The organism is Aquimarina addita, from assembly GCF_039539305.1.
GTDB lineage: Bacteria > Bacteroidota > Bacteroidia > Flavobacteriales > Flavobacteriaceae > Aquimarina > Aquimarina addita.
Map to the genome: position 1 here is coordinate 44,634 of NZ_BAABCW010000002.1, position 19,572 is coordinate 64,205.

Sequence of the window (19,572 nt, forward strand, 5' to 3'; positions counted from 1 at the left end):
CGGTTCATATCTATTGTATTGCAGTTGTAATTTCATTGATAAATGTATTAAAATCCACTCCTTTATCTCCTTCCAACCCAAAACGAACAATTACCAAATCTTTTGATGGAATTATAAAAACACGTTGTCCCTGAAATCCATTTGCAGAAAACATATCTCTGGGAGCATCCGGATAGAACCCTCCTTTATTTAACCAAAAATGTCCTCCATAATCGCCATCAGATGTAGGACTCGGTGTTGTAACATAATCCACCCACTCCGGATTAAAAATTTGCTGCCCATTCCAATTTCCTTTATGAAGATACAGTACTCCCAACTTTGCCCAATCCCTTACCGTTGCCCAACTATAGGATGAACCTATATAATTACCGGCCATGTCCGTCTCTATAATCATAGAATGCATTCCTATTTTATCGATGAACTCTCGATACGGGTAATCCAAATATTCCTGATAACTATTAAATTGTTTTCGTAAAATCCCTGACAATAGATTAGAAGTGCCCGAAGAATAATACCAATACTCGTTTGGTTTATGAATTGCCTTTTTATGGATTTGAGGCAGTGTCATATCACTATCCAGATATAACATAGTGGTCGCATCAGAAATAGACCCATAATCTTCTTCCCATGCTAACCCACTATTCATCTGTAATAAATTATTAATTGTAATTTCTTTTCGTTCATCTTGTTGCCATTCCTTAATCGGAGCTTTATGATCTATATCAACAATTCCTTGTTTCTGTAATACTCCATATACTGTACTAAGAATACTTTTAGTCATTGACCAGCCTAAAACCAATGTGTTTTTATCAAAACCATCTATATATTGTTCCTCAATAATTTGATCCTTATACACTACTAATACAGCCCTTGTTTTCTGTTTCTCTATACGATCAGTATCAAAAACAGAAGTAACGGCTTTTGATATTTTTTTATAGTTTACCTCTGCAAAAACTGTATCTTTTTGTGGTAATTCACCATATGGATAGGTCATATTAGTACTAATTTTATTTCTTTGAGGAGTTAAATAAGGTGCTTTTTCATCAAAATCATCATTAATTAACAGAGCTCCTAAGCCTTCTCTGTATATTGCCTTTCTTTTCTTAAGTCCGTAAACAGAAGCTATCACCTGTTTTTCTTCCTCATACAATTCATCATCTGCTAGGTTAATGGGTGAAAAATTATTGTCGGTAGCATCTGTATAGGCGACACTTCTATTTCCTATAAATACAGAAGAACACATATTTTTAGCTGAGTATCCAGAGATGATATCAAGTTTTGGGTAATTCAGAAAAATGACAACACCAATACCCACAAATAGTAAGAAAATTATAATTTTAGCAACTTTTTTCAATCGTTTCATCAATATGCGTTTAAAATCATTCTAAAAATAAACAATCCCTTCCATAAATAAGCAAATACTAATTGGTATTAGTATTTTTGCAAAAAGAAATTGATATGCTAGATGTACAAAAAATACGAGAAGATTTTCCAATCTTACAAAGGCAAATAAATGGGAACCCTTTGGTGTATTTTGATAATGCGGCCACTTCCCAAACTCCTCAAATAGTTATTGACGCTATTGTCGATTATTACAGTAATTATAACGCTAATATTCATCGTGGCGTACATACTTTATCACAAGAGGCAACAGATGCATATGAAAAAGCTCGTAAAATAGTACAGCAGCATTTTAATGCCAAAAACTCGTACGAAATTATTTTGACAGCAGGAACCACGCATAGTATTAATATTGTGGCAACAGGCTTTACCACCTTGCTTTCTAAAGGGGATGAAATTATTGTTTCAGCACTAGAACATCATTCTAATATTGTTCCTTGGCAAATGCTCTGCGAAAGAACGGGCGCTATGCTTAAGGTAATCCCTATGAACGAAGAGGGAGCGTTATTAATGGATGTCTATGATCAACTTCTTTCTAATAAAACTAAACTTGTGTTTACCAATCATGTTTCTAATGCATTGGGAACCGTCAACCCTATTGAGGAAATTATAAGCAAAGCACATAAAGCAGGTGCTGCGGTATTAATTGATGGAGCACAGGCATGTCCACATATTAAACCAGATGTACAAGCCCTTGATGTAGATTTTTATGTAGCTTCTGCTCATAAGCTATGCGGACCTACAGGAGTAGGTTTATTATATGGAAAAGAAGAATGGCTTAACAAACTCCCTCCCTATCAAGGGGGTGGAGAGATGATCGATCAGGTGTCCTTTGAAAAAACGACGTATGCAGGGTTACCTCATAAGTTTGAAGCGGGAACCCCTAATATTTGCGGAGGTATTGCTTTTGGAGTAGCTTTAGATTATATGAATAGTATTGGTTTTGAAAAAATTGCTAACTATGAGCATGAGTTACTTGAATATGGAACAAAAAAATTACTAGAAATAAAAGGATTAAGAATATACGGAACTGCTAAGCATAAAACATCTGTTATATCATTTAACATTGGATCCATTCACCCTTATGATGTGGGTAGCATTGTAGACAAATTAGGAATTGCAGTAAGGACAGGTCATCACTGTGCGCAACCCATTATGGATTTTTATAAAATTCCCGGAACTATACGAGCTTCTTTTTCATTTTACAATACTAAAGAAGAAATTGATGCACTAGTAACCGCTTTAAAAAAAGCTATATTAATGCTAAGCTAAAACAAAGAAAACTTTACATTCAAAAATTCTTATGAACCTAAAAAAGTAAGAATTAGATAGTGTCATAAAAGCAATGTATTTTATTCGTTTATAGTCTATTACATATACAATATACCGAATTAATACCCGTTTTTACATTTTAAAACTTAACTTGATATTTTTGATATGAGCATACGACATCTTTTTCTAAAATACATTCTCATTCTATTTTCATCGTTTGTTTTAATATCTTGTAGTGATGATAGCGATAATGACGCTATAGTTATTGATAATCCTTTAAACGATCCATATGATGGAATTCCAGCAGGAAATCCCGATGGAAGTTATCCGGTACCTGCAGAAGCATCTTTAGAGGACGTTTCTAATCCAACTACGGTGGTTGGTGATGGTACTCCAGAAAGTTGTACTGGTGAGGTTTTTATTGATGCTGTCGCAGGAGGAGGAAAAATTGTTTTTAATTGTGGATCTGATCCTGTAACCATAACACTTAATAAACCTGCCAAAATATTTAATGATACCACTCCAGAAATTGTAATTGATGGAGGAGGTTTGATCACTTTAAGTGGTAATAATGAAACAAGAATTCTATATATGAACACTTGTGATCCTGATCAAATATGGACTACAGATCATTGTGATAATCAAGATACCCCCAGACTTACTGTCCAGAATATTACTTTTATCAATGGTAACTCCACATCTGAAACAGCATACGATGGAGGTGGAGCTATTTGGGTTCGTGGTGGGCGCTTTAAAGTTGTAAATTGTCGATTCTTTAATAATACTTGTGCTAGTACCGGTCCAGATGTAGGTGGTGGCGCTATACGAGTATTCAGCCAATATAATGACCAACCGGTTTTTATTGTTAATAGTACTTTTGGAGGTAAAGAAAACTACGGAAATCATGGATCAAATGGTGGTGCTATTAGTAGTATCGGGGTCTCCTGGACCATCATTAATAGTCTTTTTTCTCATAATACCGCAATAGGTAATGGAGGAAATCCTTCACAAGCGGGAACTCCTGGAGGAGGTAGTGGAGGTGCGATTTATAATGACGGGAACACAATGACTCTTAAACTTCTAGGATCTCATATAGAATTCAATCAAGTGAATGACTTTGGTTCAGCCATTTTTTTTGTCTCAAATGACCATTCTGGAAATATTGTTATTGATGAGTCTGTTATCCAAAATAATATAGGAGGCTCTTGGTACCCTTCATATCCCGGTATCTCTGCACATGATGATACAGATATAATAGTAACAAATTCTTCTGTTACTGAATAATGGTATTTGATATACATGATCTCAGTGTTTTCATAAAAATTAACACATTCATAACCAACACGTTAAATATTTCCTATGGATGTTAAATAATAAAACAAAATAGCCACTTTTTACGTTTTTTATATCAACTCAAAACCTGTGATCATGAAAAAGAGAGCCTTTCCCATAATAGCTTTTATCATACTATTTGTTTTTAGTTCTTGTATAGGTGATAAAAAAAAAGATAAAGAAAATAATACTCCAGAAATTGTTACATCATCTGATGAGCAAACGCAAAATGATACTATCAGAAGGTGTTATACAATGAATGTGTTAGAAAAGCATATGATTAAAACTCCGGATTTGCGATCAAAAATGGAGCAAATAGAAAAAAGATGTCAAGCCTTTATAACACAAAGAAAAGAAGGAAAAGTTGAAGATTTAGATACGATTATTATACCCACGATACTTCATGTTATTTATAGCAATGAAGATGAAAATATTAGTGAAGCCCAAATACAATCTCAAATCAATGTCCTTAATCAGGATTTTAGTAAAACAAACACTGATATTGATCAAATACCAGAAGAATTTGCAGCATTAGCTTCCGATATTAAAATTCATTTTGAACTGGATTCTATTATTAGGGTTTCTTCAACAACAACCTCTTGGGGAACTAACGACCAAATGAAATTTTCTGCTAATGGGGGATCCGATGTAATCAATCCGGAAACACATCTTAATATGTGGGTTTGTGCCATTGGTGGAGGAATCTTAGGATACGCACAATTTCCAGGAGATAGTCCTACTACGGATGGAATTGTTATATCACCGCAGTATTTTGGAACAGAGGGATATTTACAATCTCCTTTTGATAAAGGCAGGACCACAACCCACGAGGTCGGTCATTGGCTAAACTTACGTCATATATGGGGTGATGGCGATTGCTCAGCAGATGATTTTGTGGATGATACCCCTTTATCAGACACCGCTAATTATGGATGCCCTAACTACCCCACATTGCATTGCGACTCTAATGACATGACTATGAATTATATGGATTATGTGGATGACAACTGCATGTATATGTTTACAGATGGGCAGATGGCACGTATGAGAGCTGTATTTACAGAAGGTGGAGGAAGAGAAGGTTTTGCTAAAAATTTAGAATAAATGGAGTTCTAGTTAACAATTATTTATTATTCTTGACCTAATCAACCGTATAGTATGGAAAATTAAATTCGTATTTTTATAGACGCTTAAAAATTATTGAATCAATGAGTAAAATGATCCCTTTTTTAGCAGGTATATTTTTACTGCTATCCTGTAAAGAAACCAAAACGGTGTACATAGCAAGTTATCAAACGAATTGTCAAGGTGTAGGCTCGCAAACTTGTATGCTGTATAAAGAAAATTCGGATGATGAATGGACTTATTTTTACGATACTATAGAAGGTTTTGAATATGAAGAAGGATACAATTACACACTGGAAATAGAGGTTTCTAAAGCAGAAAAAACGATTACAGATACCTCTTCACTAACATATTCGCTTGTCAATATTATTGCTAAAGAAAAAGATAATGTTTTGGCGCAAAACTTAGTATCCAATCAGGATGAATCTATGAAAATTATCTATAGCGCGCTTTCCAGAGGTTATTTTTTGAAAACTGAAATTGATCAACGTGATATCATTGTATTCAAAGATCGCAATCTTGATCAAAAAAAATCTAAAAACTGTAGTAAAAAACAATGGAATGAGATTAGAGCAATGGTGGAAAAAATTGATTTAAAAAAAATAGGAACACTTGAGGCTCCAACAGGAAAAAGATTGCACGATGGTGCACCACATGCAAAATTAGAAATTAGTAAAGGAGATCAAAAATTCATCTCTAATGGTTTTGACCACGGACACCCTCCCAAGGAGTTGGCATCTCTAGTTACCTATATAGTATCATTAACAGAAGGCATGGAAGAATAAACTTTATTTACATCTGTCCAGGGAGATATTTGGATTCTATTTTACCCGTATGAACTATATAAAATGGAATTTTAAGCTTTTGGGAATTATTTAGAGTAAAGATTTTAGTTGATGGACTAAACCTTGATTAAACTTATTTGTTGTCGTACTTTTGTTAAAAAATTGTAAGTATATGGCTTCTATACAAGAACTTCAGGAAGAAATTGTAGATGAGTTTAGCATGTTTGATGATTGGATGCAACGTTATGAGTATATGATCGATCTTGGTAAATCACTTCCTTTAATTGATGAGAAATATAAAATTGAGGAAAACATTATAAAAGGATGTCAGAGTAAGGTATGGGTACATGCAGAAATGAATGACAATAAAATCGAATTTACTGCAGATAGTGATGCTATTATTACCAAAGGAATCATTGCTATTCTTATTCGTGCTTTTTCTGGGCAACACCCACAAGATATCATTAATGCAGACACTGATTTTATTGATGAAATAGGATTAAAAGAACATCTGTCACTAACACGTGCAAACGGGCTGGTAAGTATGATAAAACAATTAAAAATGTATGCAATTGCGTATCAAACGCAAGTTAATTAATATTACAAAATGAGTGAAACTATAGATACTACAGAACTGGGAGAAAAAATAGTAAGAGTCCTTAAAACTATTTATGATCCAGAAATTCCGGTTGATATATATGAATTAGGATTAATATATGATGTTTTTGTGAATGAGGATTATGAGGTGAAAATTTTAATGACTCTCACCTCTCCTAATTGTCCGGTAGCAGAATCATTGCCAGAGGAAGTTAAAGAAAAAGTAAAATCATTAGATGATGTTAAGGATGCAGAAATCGAACTAACCTTTGAACCTACATGGACACAGGATTTAATGAGTGAGGAAGCTAAACTGGAATTAGGAATGCTATAATCAAAAACGACATATCAGAGGTTGTTAAAAAGCAAAATTATGGCTGAAGAAATTATCAATAGAGTAGCTACTAATAAAAATCTGATCACTTTTGATCTGGAAGATTACTATCCAGAAGGAGAACGGATCATATTAGATATTAAGGATTGGTTATATGAGGGATTAATATTACGAGAAAAAGATTTTAGAAAACAAGCGTCTGAGCATGATTGGAGTCAATATAAGGATACATATCTGGCATTGAATTGTACGACCGATGCTATTATTCCAGGTTGGGCTTATCTTTTATTGACGAGTCTTGCCACACCATTTGCTAAAAAAGTAGTAGTTGGTTCTCTACAAAATTTAGAAACCATACTCTACACCACATTAATTGATACATTAAATGTATTAGAGTATCAAGATAAACTTTTAATCATCAAAGGATGTTCTAATAAACCTGTACCCGAAAGCGCTTATATAGCATTACTCCAGAAATTACAGCCCGTTGCCAAAAGTATTATGTACGGGGAAGCTTGTTCTGCAGTTCCTATATATAAACGAAAATAAGGCTTTTGACCGTCTGAAGTTGTCTTTCGTCGAAAAACGAAGGTCTTATTCATACTATTTAAATCAAAAAACGTTACTTCTACTATATTTGCCAACGTAAAATTTTACAAAAATTTAAATCTAATAAAAACCACTTAAAACTATTAGTTATGAAAAAAATATTGTTAACCTTAACAGTTCTCTTTGCAGGAGCAATCACAGTGAATGCACAAACAGAAGAAGAATTAAAAACTTCACTTGCGGCTAAGAAAGATTCTATTGCCAGCATTCAGAGCAGAGCGAATGCAATTCAATCGCAGATCGATGCATTACCAGGATGGAAAATCGGAGCTTTTGGTACGATTGGAGGTAGTATTTCTGGTTTTGATAACTGGTATTTACAGTCTGCACCTAATAACTCTTCTGGTAATATTGGTGTTACCGTGAACGCTTTTGCAAATCTTCAACAAGAAAAATATTTTTGGAGAAATTCACTAAATGTAAACTTAGGGTGGGTAAAATTAGACAATAAAGATATAGATACAGATAGTGACGATTTTGATGTAGCTACTGATGTATTCAATGTAAGCTCTCTGTATGGATATAAAGTAAGCAAAACTTTTGCTGTTTCTGCCTTAGCTGAATATAGAACCGCTTTATTAGAAGGTGCGTTTAATGATCCAGGATACTTAGATGTTGGTGTCGGGGGTACTTGGACACCTATCCAGGATTTAGTAGTTGTGATACACCCATTAAACTACAATTTTATATTTAGCGAAGGAGAATCTCAATTCGAGTCCTCACTAGGTGCTAAAGTTGTTGCTGATTATACACGAAAAATTGGAGCAATTAACTTTAAATCAAACCTATCTGCGTTCTTAAGTTATGAAGATACAGATTACTCTAACTGGCAATGGACAAATGGTTTTAGTTACACTTTCCTGAAAAAGATTGGTGTTGGTTTTGACTTTGGTTTAAGAGGAAATAAGCAAGAAGCATTTAATGCCGGATCTGGCTTAACAGAGGCTAATGCGGATGATTTTCAACTTGAAGATACTGATAATGTATTACAGTCTTTCTGGATGTTAGGATTGAGTTACGCTTTCTAAACATCGTTTAATATATATAAAAAAACCCTTGTTGTCTTTCTAGAAAGACAACAAGGGTTTTTTTATTGTTTTAAGTGTCTCTGGTACTATCCAATATATATTCCATATAAAATTCGTGAGTATCTTGGTCAACAATCTGGAAGCCACATCGCTCATAAAGACGTACGGCAGGATTTTGTTTGAGGACTTTTAGCATTAATCTACTCTTCAAATCAAGGGATTTTTGGATCATATAGTTTACGATATATTTCCCAACTCCCTTTCCCTGATATTTTGGTAATATCTGTAGCTGTACTATTTCTGTTTTCTCTTTATTTTGAACATATTTAAGCATTCCAGCATTTTTATTAGCTATTCGTATTATAAATGTAGTATCAAAAAATAGAGCTATCCGCGATAAGTGCTCATCCTTGGATAAAAAAAGACCGGCTGTCGCAAGATGATTTGTCATGGTCGCTTTTCTCAAACTCAGCAAAAACCTTTTATCTTCATGTACCGCCTTGATTACTGTTATTTCCAAAATATATTGTATTTTGCTATAAATTTTTCTTAAAGATATACTATACTATAAAAATAATAGTTTTTGTAGTACATATATTATTGCACAAAACAATTCTTTAGTTTCTATTTTACACGGTTTAAAAAATAAGATATATCTAATACATGTATATCCGCCTGAATCTATTGTTTATATGATGCAAAAAATTATACTATTCATTTTTCTAATTGCCTTTGTGGCTCCTTGTATTGCTCAGGAGGAAAAAGAAGTAAAACAACTGGATTCCATACAAGTACAATTAGTTCGATCTCTGGATAGTGTTCTAAAAAACACTCCTAATGATCTTAATGTAATTGTATTAAAGGATATGCTTACTAAAATTACACCAAAACCAGCTAAAAAACCAGAGGTTGCCTGGAATACGATTGGTAAATTTTCTTTAATATTTAATCAGTCTGCTTTTAACAATAATTGGCAAGGTGGCGGTGGTACCTCTAATATCGCTGGGACTACAATACTTAATTATGAGTTTAATTACAAAAAGGAAAAACTAACGTGGGATAATAAAATTCTAGCAGATTTTGGAATTACTTTTCTAAAAGGGGAAGATTTTTCTCGTAAAACCACTGATAGGGTTGAGTTTAACACCCGATTAGGTGAACAAATTAAAGACTCATTTTGGAATTATTCTCTTTTTATCAATTTTAGATCCCAATTTGCCAAAGGATATACCTTTAGTACAGATGCTACAACTGGAGAAATCATACGTACAGAGGATACACATTTCTTTTCACCAGCTTATATACAAATTGGTCCCGGTGTACTCTGGAAAAAAAGCGACAATCTTAATATTAATATTGCACCTGTAACCTCGAGAATGATTTTTGTAGATAATCAATTTACAACCACTGAAGATTATGAAGATGGCGATTATTTTGGAATAGATTCAGGAAAAAGTTCCAGATTCGAATTTGGTGGATCTATAGCCGCATACTCTAAATTTACTATCCTTAAAAATATAACGATGGAAAACATCCTTAATTTATATTCTAATTACATAGAAGAACCTTATAATATTGATATTGATTATACCCTAAATCTTAATCTGGTAGTAAATAAATATATTTCTGGTAGTTTTGCTTTTCAAACTATTTATGATGACAATGCCACTGGTAATTTTCAGGTTCGAGAAGTGATCGGGTTGGGTCTTAATGTTACTTTTTAAAAAAATACATACACATTTATGTAGCCCTCACCAGCTTTAAAACCTATGAGAGCCCTATTATCTGAAATTCTTTTACAACCATATTAACTCCTAATTCTCTACAAACTCCTCTGGATATAAGAAGTTATTATAAGGAAAACGTGTCACATGGATATCTCTAACTTCTTTATACACTCTTTTTCTAAATGCATCCATGTTTTCTTTATTGATGGCTGAAATAAACAATGCATTGTCCCCTATCCTACTCATCCACGTTTTTTTCCATTCTTCTAGTGTATAATGAGCTTCCGTTCTTTCTGTCATCAAATCATCATCCTCAATAGTTTCGTGTTGATACGCATCAATCTTATTAAATACCATAATAGTCGGCTTATCTCCACTTTTAATTTCTTCTAAAATTTTAGATACAGATGCTATATGATCCTCAAACTGAGGGTGTGAAATATCAACTACGTGTAATAATAAATCTGCTTCTCTCACCTCATCCAGCGTACTTTTAAAACTTTCTACAAGCTGCGTAGGTAACTTCCTAATAAACCCTACGGTATCACTGAGTAAGAACGGTAAATTACTAATTACTACTTTTCTTACTGTAGTATCAAGAGTTGCAAATAATTTGTTTTCTGCAAAAACCTCACTTTTAGCAATTACATTCATCAATGTAGATTTACCCACATTTGTATAGCCCACAAGAGCAACCCTTATGAGTTTTCCCCGATTACCTCGTTGAGTAGCCATTTGTTTATCAATCGTAAGTAATTTCTTTTTTAACAGAGAAATCCGGTCTCTAACAATACGTCTGTCTGTTTCAATTTCTGTTTCTCCCGGACCACGCATACCTATACCTCCTCGTTGCCTTTCTAAGTGAGTCCACAGTCCCGTAAGTCGTGGTAAGTAGTATTGACATTGTGCCAGTTCCACCTGTGTTCTTGCATAACTTGTTTGTGCACGTTGTGCAAAAATATCTAAGATTAAATTAGTACGATCAATGATTTTAGCCTTTAATATACGTTCTATATTTCGCTGTTGCGCAGGCGATAATTCATCATCAAAGACTACAGTTCCTATATCATGCTGCTCTACATATATTCGTACTTCATCCATTTTACCACTTCCTAAAAACGTCTTAGCGTGAGGTGTATCCATTTTTTGTGTAAAACGTTTTACAACTTCTCCCCCTGCCGTATAAGTGAGAAATTCTAACTCATCCAGAAATTCCTTTAGTTTATCTTCATCCTGATGTTGAGTAATCACTCCTACTAAAACTGCTTTTTCGTATACAGTATCTTCTTTTTCTATCATTGATCCTCTTTATTTCTATAATCTTTTTAATAATACATACATTCGATATATTTAATTATAAATATATATGACGCTGCTGTTTTAATCCTTATTATACTACCTCAAAAAGTATGTATAAAATTATAACTTACTTAAGCCAATCTAGTGCTCTATTGATATAATTATTATACAAAGGTACGATAATGAATGCTTTTGAATTTGTACATTACGGCTTTACAGAAAAAATTTATACATGCCTACAAAAAAATACTTTCTTAAAAAAGAAACTAACTTATATACCATCGCTTTTTATAATCTAGAGAATCTTTTTGATATTAAAGATGATCTTAACATATTAGATGATGACTTTTTACCTGATTCTGAAAAACAATGGACTAAAAAAAGATACGAAAAGAAAATTTTTAAACTTGGAACTGCGATTTCTAATATAGGATTTGCAAATACTGGTAAAGCTCCTGTGATTCTTGGTGTGGCAGAAGTAGAAAATAAAGCCGTTCTAAAAGATTTAATTAAAACAAAAAATTTGATCCATAAAAATTATGGGATTGTTCATTATGACTCTCCTGATGAACGTGGAATTGATGTGGGTCTTTTATATCAGAAAAAATATTTTACGGTGACACATTCAGAAAGCATTGTTCTTTTAGTTGATAATGAATATGGAGAAAGAGATTATACCCGTGATATTCTATGGGTGACGGGAAATCTTAATGGGGAAGAAATTCACATTTTAGTAAATCACTGGCCCTCCAGACGTGATGGTGCCGAATCCACTTCTTATAAACGTGTGATAGCTGCCAAAAAAAATCGTGAAATTATAGATCAGATCACTGAAAAAGATCCAGCTGCAAAAATTATTATCATGGGAGATTTTAATGATGATCATACTAATGAAAGTGTCAAAGATCATCTTGTTCAGCAAGATTTTTATAACCCTATGGAACGATTACATACCAGATATCGTGGTACACTTAACTATAAAAGCCAATGGAATCTATTTGATCAAATTATTTTTAGTAACAACTTTCATAAATTTGAAAAATCAAAGCACAACTTTTCTCAAGCCAATATTTTTGATGAAAGTTTCCTGAAAATTTATAAAGGTCGTTATAAAGGAAATCCATTCAGAACCTATGCCGGAAGGAAATATCAGGGAGGATATAGTGATCATTTTCCCGTATATGTGCAACTAAGATTAAATTAACATCAGATTGGGTACTCTTATACTATCGTAAGGCAAAATTAAAACACACTATGAATATTGAACTTTTCACAGAATTGAATTTTGATAATCCATATTCAGAAATTATAAATATTGACATAAATGAAAACTTATCAATTGGAGAACTTTTAACTGAGTTACATAAAATAAAAGAAATTCCGACTTACACAGAACTTGAATGGGACGGCAAAATAGAAAAAATATCCTGTAGATATTATTTTAAATCTGAACCTGAATTTGGAGGTTTTAGTTCTATCGATAATTTAGAACAAAAAATTAATGATTTTCCAAAAAAAGGTTCAAATAATGAACTTTGCATATTTATAGATGGAAGTGTTGGGCTTATTAACTAGATATAAATTTGATAAGAATTTGGTATATGAGGATATCATTTCTAAATTAAAAATAGGTACTAACATAATTCTATTAGAAGACTTCCCTCTATCAGATTATGATTTTCAGTCATTCATTAATCATATTGGAACATCTGTTTTCGAAAACAAAAATAATGATAGACACGACATTTATGATGTAAAAATATCTAAACAAAATGATTTATTTAGATCAATAGCTAACTCAAATTTATCTTTCCCCTTACATACTGATTGTGCGGATTTTGATGTAATACCAAATTGTATTGGTTTATTATGTGTAGAACCTGCTATTCAAAAACAAGGTAATAGTACTTTTATGGCTTTAAACGATTTATTGAAACAATTATCAAAAAAACAAATTCACGAACTTGTAGAGAAAAAATGGAGATATAGAAATCAATCTAGAGGCATTCTAACTATTGATTCTGGGAAATATAAGTTATGTTATGATAGAATTACTATAGAATCATTTTCAAAAACAACAGATAAAGAAAAGGAACAATTAAGTAGATTAGATAGCTTGTTTAAAAAAAACTCACTTGAATTAAAACTAAAAAAAGGAGAATTAATCTTATTTAGAAATGATTTAATGCTACACGGACGAACTGAAATTGATATAAATTCAAACAGATTATTTAAAAGAATTAGATTCAACATTAATTAAAAAACTTTGTCTAACCATTGAGGCTGTTGCGCAACTATAGTTTAACAGAAAATCAAGCGTTTATAATCAATCATTGAATTCTAAATGTATAGTTTGTATAATATTATATAAGAAAAGGTTAACTCAATTTAAATATTTTATTCACCCTTTTCGGGAAGAAAACACAACAAACAAAGGACACAGTAAACTCTTCTCATCTTTCCTTAATTTCACAATATCTACAAACTAAAACACTTCTATAGATTAAAGTGAGATTCACTCTGGTAAACGTTTTTAACTTTTTTCGGAAAAGTAAAATACTAACAAACAAAGTAATCCTCAATGAAAGTTTCATTTATTAAACTTTTTTTAACATTATAAAGCAATTCGATACCCCACAATGCTATAAATTGCAAGACACAAATCACTCAATTAAAATAGGTTACTCATGAAGTTAAAATTACTTTTAGTATTATCCACTATTTTCTATTTCTCAGAAGTCCAGTATGGATATTCCCAGCAAGTTTTTATTAATGAAATTCACTATGATAATATCAGTACTGACAGCGACGAAGCAATAGAAATTGCTGGCGTATCAGGAACAGATATTTCTGGATGGACATTGGTCCTGTATAATGGATCTAATAGCTCTGTCTATAACACTTTTTCACTTTCAGGATCAATTCCTGATCAACAAAATGGATTTGGGACTCTCCTGGTTACAACTGCCGGTTTACAAAATGGGGCTCCCGATGGAATTGCATTAGTAGATGCAGATAATACAGTACTACAATTTTTAAGCTATGAAGGAGTAATAACTGCAATAGATGGACCTGCCGCCGGATTAACCAGTATCGATATAGGTGTAGAAGAATCAAATAATACACCCTTAGGAAGTTCGTTGCAATTAGTAGGTACGGGAACCATTGCTACAGATTTTATCTGGGAATCCGTAGCTACGAACTCTTACGGTATGATTAATACAAATCAGGTTTTTGGAACTCTTGTACTAACACCTGTTATTAATGAGTTTGTTTTTAATCATACAGGAGCTGATACTGATGAATTTGTAGAAATACTAGCAGCAACCGATATGAACCTAAGTGAATATTGGTTATTAGAGATAGAAGGAGATGAAAGTGGTTCTGGTATTATTGACGAAGTAATACAACTAGGTACAACAGATGCCAATGGATATTTTACAACATCATTAGCAGGTAATATTTTTGAAAACGGAACACTTTCTCTTTTATTAGTAAAGAACTTTACTGGAACTCCAGGACAAGATCTTGATGCGGATGATGATGGAATATTAGAGAGTACCCCTTGGGAAGAACGTGTGGATGGCATTGCTGTACAAGATAATGATATCACAGATATAACCTACGCAACTGTAACTTTGACAACATCATTTGATGGAAGTTCTTTTACCGTAGGTGGTGCTTCCAGATTTCCGAATGGACAAGATACTGATACAGCAATTGATTGGGTCCGAAATAATTTTGATGGCGAGGGATTACCAAGTTTTCCTGCAGCAGTAGCAAACCCTGGAGAGGCTATTAATACGCCTAACCAAGCTACTATAATCGCTGGTGGAGGTACTAACGATGCAACTATACTAATCAATGAGATTGATGCTGATACAGAAGGTACAGATGTCTTAGAATTTATTGAATTATATGATGGGGGTAATGGGAATATCTCTCTGGATGGATATACGCTGGTGTTTTATAATGGGTCTACTGATCAAAGTTATGCTACCTACGATTTAAGCGGTTTCTCAACCAATGATACTGGCTATTTCCTTATTGGAAATGCAGATGTCCCTAATGTCTCTATAACTTTTGCCAGTAATGGGTTACAAAATGGAGCAGATGCTGTAGCTTTATACAAAGCAGATGCTATCGATTTTCCTAATGGAACAGTAATCACTACAGATAACCTCGAAGATGCCATTGTATATGATACAAATGATAGTGATGATGTAGAACTAATAGCATTATTAAATGTTGACCAACCTCAGGTAAATGAAGATGAAAAAGATGCTAAAGACTTTCATTCTTTGCAAAGATTTCCTAATGGTTCCGGTGGATTACGAAATACGATTTCCTATACACAATCTATTCCTACTCCCGGCTCAGCAAATACCAATGCAACAGAGGTTGTCAACCTTGTTATTAATGAATTAGACTCAGATACAAATGGTACCGATACTTTAGAATTTATTGAATTATATGATGAAGGGGTAGGTAATACACCTCTTGATGGATATGTATTGGTATTATATAACGGAAACAATGACACTAGCTATAACACAATTGATTTAGCCGGGTTTTCTACCAATGAAGCAGGATATTTTGTTGTGGGTAATGCAAATGTTACTAACGTAAACCTTGTGGTTACTGGCAATACTTTTCAGAATGGAGCAGATGCTGTAGCATTATATTTAGGAGATGTCTCAAATTTTCCTAATGGTACAGCAATCACCACAGATAATATAATTGATGCTATCGTATACGATACAGATGATGAAGATGATACAGAATTGTTGGCGTTACTCAACCCGGAACAACCTCAACTAAATGAAGATGAGAATGGAAGTAAAGATAGTGAGTCTTTACAGCGAATTCCTAACGGAGAAGGTGGTGCAAGAAATACAAGTACTTATATAGCAAAAGCACCTACGCCTGGTGCGGATAATAATGGTATTATAGTCGTTCCAGGAGAAATTATATCGATCGCTGATGCCAGATTAGTAGCAGAAGGAACTCCAGTAACTATTACAGGAGTATTGACGGTAACTGATAGTTTTAATGGTCCGGCTTTTATACAAGATAATACGGGAGGAATTGCTGTTTTTGATCAACAGGTTCATGCTGATGCCAATATAAAAGTAGGAGATTCTATTACATTAACTGGAGCACGTGCTGTTTTTAACGAACAAATTCAAATTAGTGGTGTCGTAGAGGTTATACAACACGGAACTCCTCAGAATCCGATCATCCCACGAGATATCACCTTAGCAGAATTATCAGAATATCCAGGAGAATTAGTACGTATACTAAATACAACCTTTCCTAACCCGGGGGATCTTTTATTTGGTAATGCTAACTTTTCTATTATTGATGGCAGCGGTAATGGTGAATTGCGTATTGATAATAACACAGATATCGTAGGTTTAGTACAACCAATTACTTGTCCTGAAATCACTGGGGTTATAGGTCGTTTTAATGAATTCTTCCAGTTATTACCTAGACAATTTAGTGATATCCCCTGTGCTACCGAGTTTATTGCTCCTGGAGATACCGTAGGTTTTCCTAAAGAAGATACATTTGATGTAGTAGCCTTTAACATAGAATGGTTTGGAGATGAAAATAACTCTCCTGTTGGATCCAATCCATTATCTGATGCCATCCAAAGAGATAGTACAGCAACAGTACTCAAAAAATTAAATGCGGATGTATATGCCGTAGTAGAAATTGCGGATGATGTACTATTTGATGAGTTAGTAAATCTACTACCTGGCTATGATTATATTTTATCAGACGCCTTCTCCAACCCTACCTCAACAGATGTGGTTCAGAAACTTGGATTTATTTATAATACCGAAACGGTTTCTGTGGTAGAAACCAGAGCAATGCTTACATCCATACATCCGTTATATAATGGCGGTGATGATTCTGCTTTGGTAGATTATCCAGATGCAACTACACGATTTTATGCAAGTGGACGGCTTCCTTTTTTGATGACTGCAGATGTAACCATCAATGGAGCCACAGAACGTTTAGATCTGATTGCGCTTCACGCCAGAGCTAATAACAGCAGTGATCCACAGAACAGATATGATATGCGCAAATATGATGTAGAGGTGCTAAAAGATACTTTGGATGTACAATTTGCCAATAATAAAGTAATATTGCTAGGTGATTATAATGATGATGTAGATGTGACGGTAGCGGATATTAGTAGTACAGTTTCCAGTTTTCAGGAATATGTAGATGATACCGCTAATTATAATATTGTATCTTCTGCATTAAGTGAAGCGGGTCTTAGATCTTTTATTTCAAGAGAAAATATGATCGATCATATTGGCATTACTAATGAATTAGAAGAAGCCTATATCGAGAATTCAGTAACCGTTCATTATGATGTATATGATAGTGATTATGCTTTTACTGTCTCAGATCACCTACCCGTTTCTGCACGGTTTTTACTGACACCAGAAGTTGTGGCTAATGAATGTATAGGGGCAACTATCGTTGCTTTTGAACAAGGTAAAAGAAAAGATGGAAGAAACATATCAGGATATAGAAGTAATCCAGAGAAAGCATTAGGTAGTCCTAATGAAAACAGATTTTTTAATTTTGTGAGTTTAGGTTTTGGTGGAGCTATTACATTAGAGCTAACTAATGAGATATATGATAACCCAGATGGTGATGAATTTACGGTCTATGAAAGTACAGGATATACTTATACAATTCCTTGTAATTTTTATCCTGAAACCGCAGAAGTCTTTGCGTCTCAGGATGGGATTGATTTTGTCTCCTTAGGCACTACTTGTCAGGACGGATCATTTGATCTCGCAACAGGAAATTTAGATACTGCTAAATATATAAAAATAGTAGATGTAAGTGATCCTGCAAAATTCCCTTGGTTTTTCTCTGATGGGTATGATCTGGACGCTATCCAATGCATCGATACTTCAATTACAACTGATAAAACAACCGAAAAAACAGATCTTAATAGCATTGAAAACCATTCTGCTTATGATGCAGAATTAGTAACCGAAGAGTTTAGTTCAGGAAAAACAACTATGTCTGTAACTTCTAATCCTGTTGATGATGTGCTATCCATATCTTTTGAATCGTTTTCTGCAGAAAAAACAAACATCATTATTATGGATATCAATGGTAAAGTAGTGTACAATAATGATATATTGCCAGACTCTAATATTTTTATATGGAATATTGATTTTCAACCCTTTGCCTCAGGATTTTATATGATACATTCTACTACTAAAAATCAAAGATTCTCAGAGAAATTTATAAAAAGGTAATTTTTTAGAAATCATTCTATACGATAGATGTTGTTTATAATCTACTTCAGTTCACTAATTAATTAAACGAATTGAACTGAAGTAGTTTTTAAAAATTTAAATCCTTAATTGTTGCAGTTTCTATATCAGGAGGTATCGGTTAAGGTAGTAACAATAATTATCGTGATCCTCTGATGTTACTAATACACTCTTAAACCTCAAGCATTACATATCATATTGCGTAACAATCCCAGTAGTTGGTCTCTTAATATTTCTTGTATTAAATGGCATATAATGCTCCTGATTGACTAAAATACCGTTATGGAATATCTTGATCTCTGGTGGTGGTGTTTCCAGATATGCTTTTTTCTTCTCTAAGAATTTAATCCAAAAAAAGCCAATAATATCCAGTCGAAAACAAATTAGTTACCCAAGTAGTTATTAAAAAAGTTATAAGAGATCTATTAAATAGTAAAATTATGATGATAATCAATCCATAAATACACCAAAGCATATTACCCTATTTTTCTTATTTCTTCTTTCGCAAATCGTATCCAGTATTCTCTAGGATAAGAACATATTAGTTTTGGTTCTTTTTTTCCTTGCTTCAATATCTCCTTATAAAAGATAATATCATTCATATTAATTTTACCCATAAGGTTAAAAAGATACTATCCTATTAACATTGCTACTATAGAGCCAACAACATGCTTAAAAAAATATTGCATTACAAAACCATCATAATCAGACCCATATATTACAAATAGAAAATAGTGAAATTGTGATAAG

General features: G+C 33.3%; 17 protein-coding genes. 13 read left to right on the top strand and 4 right to left on the bottom strand.

What is annotated here, in order from left to right; all coding sequences use genetic code 11:
* Positions 1 to 10: 10 nt before the first annotated feature.
* On the bottom strand, positions 11 to 1,363 hold the full coding sequence (locus ABD816_RS02930; RefSeq protein WP_344924595.1) for a serine hydrolase domain-containing protein: 1,353 nt from the start codon (positions 1,361 to 1,363) through the stop codon (positions 11 to 13).
* Between the two features lie 95 nt (positions 1,364 to 1,458).
* Between ABD816_RS02930 and ABD816_RS02935 the strand changes: the two genes are divergently transcribed.
* The 8 genes from ABD816_RS02935 (at position 1,459) to ABD816_RS02970 (ending at position 8,483) form a co-directional block, all read left to right on the top strand.
* A complete protein-coding gene (locus ABD816_RS02935) occupies positions 1,459 to 2,673 on the top strand; it encodes an aminotransferase class V-fold PLP-dependent enzyme (protein WP_344924597.1) in 1,215 nt (404 codons plus the stop codon).
* Between the two features lie 165 nt (positions 2,674 to 2,838).
* Positions 2,839 to 3,957 (top strand): hypothetical protein, encoded by a 1,119-nt coding sequence (locus ABD816_RS02940; RefSeq protein WP_344924599.1) that lies wholly within the window; start codon positions 2,839 to 2,841, stop codon positions 3,955 to 3,957.
* Positions 3,958 to 4,101: 144 nt separating this feature from the next.
* On the top strand, positions 4,102 to 5,109 hold the full coding sequence (locus ABD816_RS02945; RefSeq protein ID WP_344924600.1) for a zinc metalloprotease: 1,008 nt from the start codon (positions 4,102 to 4,104) through the stop codon (positions 5,107 to 5,109).
* A 104-nt stretch (positions 5,110 to 5,213) separates the two neighbouring features.
* A complete protein-coding gene (locus ABD816_RS02950; RefSeq protein WP_344924601.1) occupies positions 5,214 to 5,915 on the top strand; it encodes a DUF4377 domain-containing protein in 702 nt (233 codons plus the stop codon).
* 172 nt (positions 5,916 to 6,087) lie between these two features.
* The gene (locus ABD816_RS02955; RefSeq protein WP_344924602.1) at positions 6,088 to 6,513 is read left to right on the top strand and encodes a SufE family protein; all 426 of its coding nucleotides are present in this window, start codon (positions 6,088 to 6,090) and stop codon (positions 6,511 to 6,513) included.
* 9 nt (positions 6,514 to 6,522) lie between these two features.
* The gene (locus ABD816_RS02960) at positions 6,523 to 6,846 is read left to right on the top strand and encodes a DUF59 domain-containing protein (protein WP_344924603.1); all 324 of its coding nucleotides are present in this window, start codon (positions 6,523 to 6,525) and stop codon (positions 6,844 to 6,846) included.
* A 39-nt stretch (positions 6,847 to 6,885) separates the two neighbouring features.
* Positions 6,886 to 7,395, top strand: a complete 510-nt coding sequence (locus tag ABD816_RS02965; protein ID WP_344924604.1) for a DUF2480 family protein — start codon at positions 6,886 to 6,888, stop codon at positions 7,393 to 7,395.
* A gap of 149 nt (positions 7,396 to 7,544) precedes the next feature.
* Entirely contained in the window at positions 7,545 to 8,483 is a 939-nt protein-coding gene (locus ABD816_RS02970) for a DUF3078 domain-containing protein (protein WP_344924605.1), read from the top strand.
* A 70-nt stretch (positions 8,484 to 8,553) separates the two neighbouring features.
* On the opposite strand, the gene ABD816_RS02975 is transcribed toward ABD816_RS02970, so the two are convergent.
* Entirely contained in the window at positions 8,554 to 9,003 is a 450-nt protein-coding gene (locus ABD816_RS02975; RefSeq protein WP_344924607.1) for a GNAT family N-acetyltransferase, read from the bottom strand.
* Between the two features lie 172 nt (positions 9,004 to 9,175).
* On the opposite strand from ABD816_RS02975, the gene ABD816_RS02980 reads away from it, so the two are divergent.
* Positions 9,176 to 10,207, top strand: a complete 1,032-nt coding sequence (locus tag ABD816_RS02980) for a DUF3078 domain-containing protein (protein WP_344924609.1) — start codon at positions 9,176 to 9,178, stop codon at positions 10,205 to 10,207.
* 90 nt (positions 10,208 to 10,297) lie between these two features.
* On the opposite strand, the gene hflX is transcribed toward ABD816_RS02980, so the two are convergent.
* Positions 10,298 to 11,509, bottom strand: coding sequence for a GTPase HflX (gene hflX, locus ABD816_RS02985; protein ID WP_344924611.1), 1,212 nt, complete (start codon positions 11,507 to 11,509; stop codon positions 10,298 to 10,300).
* A gap of 232 nt (positions 11,510 to 11,741) precedes the next feature.
* Between hflX and ABD816_RS02990 the strand changes: the two genes are divergently transcribed.
* The 4 genes from ABD816_RS02990 (at position 11,742) to ABD816_RS03005 (ending at position 18,804) form a co-directional block, all read left to right on the top strand.
* Positions 11,742 to 12,713 carry an endonuclease/exonuclease/phosphatase family protein gene (locus tag ABD816_RS02990; protein ID WP_344924613.1) on the top strand — a complete coding sequence of 324 codons (972 nt, stop codon included), beginning with the start codon at positions 11,742 to 11,744 and terminating at the stop codon, positions 12,711 to 12,713.
* A 50-nt stretch (positions 12,714 to 12,763) separates the two neighbouring features.
* A complete protein-coding gene (locus ABD816_RS02995) occupies positions 12,764 to 13,084 on the top strand; it encodes a hypothetical protein (protein ID WP_344924615.1) in 321 nt (106 codons plus the stop codon).
* Positions 13,059 to 13,769 carry a TauD/TfdA family dioxygenase gene (locus ABD816_RS03000; protein ID WP_344924616.1) on the top strand — a complete coding sequence of 237 codons (711 nt, stop codon included), beginning with the start codon at positions 13,059 to 13,061 and terminating at the stop codon, positions 13,767 to 13,769. The genes ABD816_RS02995 and ABD816_RS03000 overlap by 26 nt, the downstream gene beginning before the upstream one ends.
* A 427-nt stretch (positions 13,770 to 14,196) precedes the next feature.
* Complete coding sequence (locus ABD816_RS03005) at positions 14,197 to 18,804, top strand: lamin tail domain-containing protein (protein ID WP_344924617.1); 4,608 nt, start codon at positions 14,197 to 14,199, stop codon at positions 18,802 to 18,804.
* A 494-nt stretch (positions 18,805 to 19,298) separates the two neighbouring features.
* Here ABD816_RS03005 and ABD816_RS03010 read toward each other — a convergent pair whose 3' ends face one another.
* Positions 19,299 to 19,439: a hypothetical protein gene (locus ABD816_RS03010; protein ID WP_344924618.1), complete on the bottom strand. Its 141-nt coding sequence runs from the start codon at positions 19,437 to 19,439 to the stop codon at positions 19,299 to 19,301.
* Positions 19,440 to 19,572: the final 133 nt, after the last annotated feature.

Bases quoted from the DNA above. Each gene is read 5' to 3' on its own strand.
- ABD816_RS02930 (WP_344924595.1), bottom strand. From the start codon at position 1,363: ATGAAACGATTGAAAAAAGTTGCTAAAATTATAATTTTCTTACTATTT.
- ABD816_RS02935 (WP_344924597.1), top strand. From the start codon at position 1,459: ATGCTAGATGTACAAAAAATACGAGAAGATTTTCCAATCTTACAAAGG.
- ABD816_RS02940 (WP_344924599.1), top strand. From the start codon at position 2,839: ATGAGCATACGACATCTTTTTCTAAAATACATTCTCATTCTATTTTCA.
- ABD816_RS02945 (WP_344924600.1), top strand. From the start codon at position 4,102: ATGAAAAAGAGAGCCTTTCCCATAATAGCTTTTATCATACTATTTGTT.
- ABD816_RS02950 (WP_344924601.1), top strand. From the start codon at position 5,214: ATGAGTAAAATGATCCCTTTTTTAGCAGGTATATTTTTACTGCTATCC.
- ABD816_RS02955 (WP_344924602.1), top strand. From the start codon at position 6,088: ATGGCTTCTATACAAGAACTTCAGGAAGAAATTGTAGATGAGTTTAGC.
- ABD816_RS02960 (WP_344924603.1), top strand. From the start codon at position 6,523: ATGAGTGAAACTATAGATACTACAGAACTGGGAGAAAAAATAGTAAGA.
- ABD816_RS02965 (WP_344924604.1), top strand. From the start codon at position 6,886: ATGGCTGAAGAAATTATCAATAGAGTAGCTACTAATAAAAATCTGATC.
- ABD816_RS02970 (WP_344924605.1), top strand. From the start codon at position 7,545: ATGAAAAAAATATTGTTAACCTTAACAGTTCTCTTTGCAGGAGCAATC.
- ABD816_RS02980 (WP_344924609.1), top strand. From the start codon at position 9,176: ATGATGCAAAAAATTATACTATTCATTTTTCTAATTGCCTTTGTGGCT.
- hflX (WP_344924611.1), bottom strand. From the start codon at position 11,509: ATGATAGAAAAAGAAGATACTGTATACGAAAAAGCAGTTTTAGTAGGA.
- ABD816_RS02990 (WP_344924613.1), top strand. From the start codon at position 11,742: ATGCCTACAAAAAAATACTTTCTTAAAAAAGAAACTAACTTATATACC.
- ABD816_RS02995 (WP_344924615.1), top strand. From the start codon at position 12,764: ATGAATATTGAACTTTTCACAGAATTGAATTTTGATAATCCATATTCA.
- ABD816_RS03000 (WP_344924616.1), top strand. From the start codon at position 13,059: ATGGAAGTGTTGGGCTTATTAACTAGATATAAATTTGATAAGAATTTG.
- ABD816_RS03005 (WP_344924617.1), top strand. From the start codon at position 14,197: ATGAAGTTAAAATTACTTTTAGTATTATCCACTATTTTCTATTTCTCA.
- ABD816_RS03010 (WP_344924618.1), bottom strand. From the start codon at position 19,439: ATGGGTAAAATTAATATGAATGATATTATCTTTTATAAGGAGATATTG.